This is a genomic window from Mesorhizobium qingshengii (genome assembly GCF_900103325.1).
GTDB classification, from domain to species: domain Bacteria; phylum Pseudomonadota; class Alphaproteobacteria; order Rhizobiales; family Rhizobiaceae; genus Mesorhizobium; species Mesorhizobium qingshengii.
Map to the genome: position 1 here is coordinate 1 of NZ_FMXM01000070.1, position 3,655 is coordinate 3,655.

At 58.7% G+C, this 3,655-nt stretch carries 3 protein-coding genes; all 3 read left to right on the forward strand.

Translation table 11 applies throughout. The annotated features are described in order from the left end of the window. The first annotated feature begins 433 nt into the window (after positions 1-433). The 3 genes from glmS to BLS48_RS34175 all read left to right on the forward strand — a co-directional run bounded on the left by glmS (position 434) and on the right by BLS48_RS34175 (position 3,532). Entirely contained in the window at positions 434-2,257 is a 1,824-nt protein-coding gene (glmS, locus tag BLS48_RS34165; protein WP_091586648.1) for a glutamine--fructose-6-phosphate transaminase (isomerizing), read from the forward strand. A 186-nt stretch (positions 2,258-2,443) separates the two neighbouring features. Next, positions 2,444-2,830, forward strand: coding sequence for a hypothetical protein (locus tag BLS48_RS34170; protein ID WP_084791823.1), 387 nt, complete (start codon positions 2,444-2,446; stop codon positions 2,828-2,830). A 486-nt stretch (positions 2,831-3,316) separates the two neighbouring features. Then, positions 3,317-3,532 carry a helix-turn-helix domain-containing protein gene (locus BLS48_RS34175; RefSeq protein ID WP_240565488.1) on the forward strand — a complete coding sequence of 72 codons (216 nt, stop codon included), beginning with the start codon at positions 3,317-3,319 and terminating at the stop codon, positions 3,530-3,532. Positions 3,533-3,655: the final 123 nt, after the last annotated feature.

The window sequence follows — 3,655 nt, forward strand, 5'->3', positions numbered from 1 at the left end:
GCCGAACGTGCCACCACTATTCAAGCCCAAACCGCCTCTCCTACGCGCCGCCTAATCCCAGAAGTTACCGGTCTCAAAATACTGCCCGTGCCGGATCGCTACCGCGTCGGACCTCCCAAGATATCCCAGCGAGGTCGGGATCTCGGCATTCCCTTTCTGAGCCTCTGGTCCATAGGCCGCAATCGATAGAGTTGGAATATCCATTCCGCTTGTGATGACTAGCTCCGATCTAAGTGCTCAGCCTCCAACCCGATCAGGAGCTGTCAAACGCGGCTTCGTTTATCCAAAGAGTGGATGGCAGGTATGCCTACAATCGATTTTACCAATATTACAGGTTCCTACTAAAGATCCTGAATGAAAGCGGGCCGGGTGGGTATCCGTCTTCGGGATTACTGCGTTGGGGTGAAACTGCCGGAAGAATACGGAGACAAACATGTGCGGGATTGTTGGCATCGTTGGGCAACAGCCGGTGTCGGACCGGTTGGTCGACGCGTTGAAGCGTCTGGAATATCGCGGCTATGATTCGGCCGGCGTTGCGACGATCGTCGAGGGCGCCTTGCACCGCCGGCGCGCCGAGGGCAAGCTCGTCAATCTGGAAACGAGACTGAAGGACGAGCCGCTGGGCGGCAATATCGGAATCGGCCACACGCGTTGGGCAACCCATGGAGCATCAACCGAACGCAATGCACACCCGCACTTTACCGACGGTGTCGCCGTCGTCCATAACGGCATCATCGAGAATTTCACCGAGCTGAAGGACGAATTGACGGCGGCGGGAGCCGAGTTCCAGACCGACACCGACACCGAGGTCGTCGCGCATCTCTTGGCACGACACCGCCGGGAAGGCATGAGGCGGCGAGAAGCAATGGCTGCCATGCTGAAACGCCTCAGGGGTGCCTACGCGCTTGCTATCATCTTTGAGGATGATCCGTCGACCATCATGGCAGCGCGCAACGGACCACCGCTGGCGATCGGTCATGGCGACGGCGAGATGTTCCTGGGCTCCGACGCGATCGCGCTTGCTCCCTTCACCAATGAAATTACCTATCTCATCGACGGTGACTGGGCCGTTATCGGCAAGACGGGCGCCCATATCTTCGATTTCGACGGTCAGCCTGTCGAGCGTCCGCGCCAGACCTCCACGGCCGCGGCCGCTCTGGCCGACAAGGGCAACCATCGCCACTTCATGGAGAAGGAAATTTACGAGCAGCCCGAGGTCATCTTCCATGCGCTCGGCCACCATATCAACATCATAGAGAATCGCGCCGACATGGTTTCTGGCATCGATTTCGCCAGGATCCCGAGCTTGGCGATCTCTGCCTGCGGCACCGCCTATCTCGCCGGACTGGTCGGAAAATACTGGTTCGAGCGCTATGCGCGCCTGACGGTCGAAATCGACGTTGCGTCCGAATTCCGTTACCGCGAGATCCCGTTGTCGCCGCAGTCGGCGGCTCTTTTCATTTCGCAGTCTGGTGAAACCGCCGATACGCTCGCATCGCTGAGGTACTGCAAGGACCTTGGGCTGAAAGTTGGCGCCATCGTCAATACCTGCGAATCGACCATCGCTCGGGAGGCCGACGCGGTCTTCCCGATCCTTGCCGGACCGGAGATCGGCGTCGCTTCCACCAAGGCTTTCACCTGCCAGCTTGCCGTTCTTGCGGCACTTGCCATCGGCGCCGCCAGGGCCCGCCGAACCGTAACCGAAGACGAGGCGCAGGCGCTTGTTAGCAGCCTCGCCGAAGTCCCACGCGTCATGGGCCAGGTACTCGACAGCATCCAGCCGGAAATCGAGCTCCTGTCGCGCGAATTGTCAAAGCTTCGTCACGTCCTGTATCTCGGCCGTGGCACCAGTTTCCCGCTGGCGATGGAAGGTGCGCTGAAGCTCAAGGAGATTTCCTACATCCACGCCGAGGGCTATGCGGCAGGTGAATTGAAGCACGGTCCAATCGCACTGATAGACGAGAACATGCCAGTGATCGTCATCGCGCCGCATGATCGCTTTTTCGACAAGACCGCCTCCAACATGCAGGAAGTGGCTGCCCGTGGAGGGCGGATTATCCTGATCACGGATGAAAGAGGAGCAACCGCATCGAAACTCGACACCATGCACACGATCGTGCTCCCGGTCGTCGACGAGATTATCGCGCCAATGATCTTCTCGCTGCCGATACAGCTTCTTGCCTACCATACGGCGCTCTTCATGGGCACAGATGTCGACCAGCCGCGCAATCTGGCAAAATCGGTCACTGTCGAATGATTGTAACGCTTTTGCAGGTGGCGATGCTGCTCCTTTTCGAAAGCGCCAACACCTTAACGTGCCTTTTAATGATGGGGCCGAATCCTGTTTAGACTGCCGACGTCGAATCGGAACGATGGCCGGCATTTCGGAGTTCGCAGCAGGTCATCGCCCGAAAGCGGATTGAACCATAGGAGGACCGAGCCAATGCTTACTCAAACCTACCCTAGTGATTTCGCGCCATCCGATACTCTGGGGGGACGTATTTCGTTCGCTCGCGAGGTCACCAAACTTGCAATGGCGCAGGCCGCACGCCGGCTTGGTGTCCAGACGGCATGCTGGAAAGCATGGGAATGCGACCGCGCCGCGCCGCAATCCAATCGCCTTGCGATGATGGCGGGCATCTTGGCCGTGAGTCCCTCATGGCTAGTGTCGGGAATAGGCGCCGGCCCACTGGAGCTGGTTGCGAACGATCGTGCCGCCCTCCTGCAGGAGCTGCAAATCGCCTCTGCTGATGCCGTGGCTTCGCAAAAACGTGTGCAACAAATCGTTGCGTTACTGGGGTCGGCTCCGGTAGCCGGAGACCCGCTCTAAGCGTGGTATGCAAGCGGTTGGGTCATAAAGACGTGGGGTTCTGGAGCCCAAAAGTGCGAGGACTCCTGGACGGGCAGCAAGCCGACCGACTCGCAAAAGGCGCGGGCGGCGGAGGGAGTTGGTCGAAGCTATCGGCGTCCGCGAGCCTGGGGCCAGGTGAGTTCGAGTTGCTGCTCAAGAAAGCCATCGGCGAGAATGAATCGCGTGGGATCGCAGGACGAATGCGGTACAGTCGATCAGGCAATCTCAGGGCTGGCCGCTTGTTGGAACTTGATCAGTAGCAGGTGAGCCGCCATATCCCGCCCCGGCTGGCAATTTCGAGTGGCCCATTCCATGGATGAGGCCAGTCCGGCCGAATCGACGTCCATTTTTTTGATTTGCTGGATGCGCCAGCGGGGGGGAAATCTCCCGATTTGTCAGGCGCTCCTTCTCTTCTTGGAGGTGTCTATGAAGGATTCGCGCATTCCCGAGCCAGTCTTGGCGGCTATGTCAGGCGGAACCCACATCATCCGCGCTTATCGAGAGCATCTTGGATATTCAATCGAGGACCTCGCTGTGGCGTGCGGGCTTTCCGCCGAGGAAATCCAAAACATCGAGTCGGGTCTGAGGTACAACAAGGGCTATCGGGATCGGATAGCGAGATCGCTGTCCATGCCTGTGGGAATTCTTGAGGCAGGGTCAGACATATCCGACGCCGCGTGATCGATAACCTGCAATGAGTGGATGGTCCGCGGTTCTGTCGCAAAGATCGAAACGGGACAAAGGATGGCAGGAATCCGGGTCGGCGTTCTATGCCGTGAGGATGGCGAACTGCTCGGCGATTGA

Bases quoted from the DNA above. Each gene is read 5' to 3' on its own strand.
- glmS (WP_091586648.1), top strand. From the start codon at position 434: ATGTGCGGGATTGTTGGCATCGTTGGGCAACAGCCGGTGTCGGACCGG.
- BLS48_RS34170 (WP_084791823.1), top strand. From the start codon at position 2,444: ATGCTTACTCAAACCTACCCTAGTGATTTCGCGCCATCCGATACTCTG.
- BLS48_RS34175 (WP_240565488.1), top strand. From the start codon at position 3,317: ATGTCAGGCGGAACCCACATCATCCGCGCTTATCGAGAGCATCTTGGA.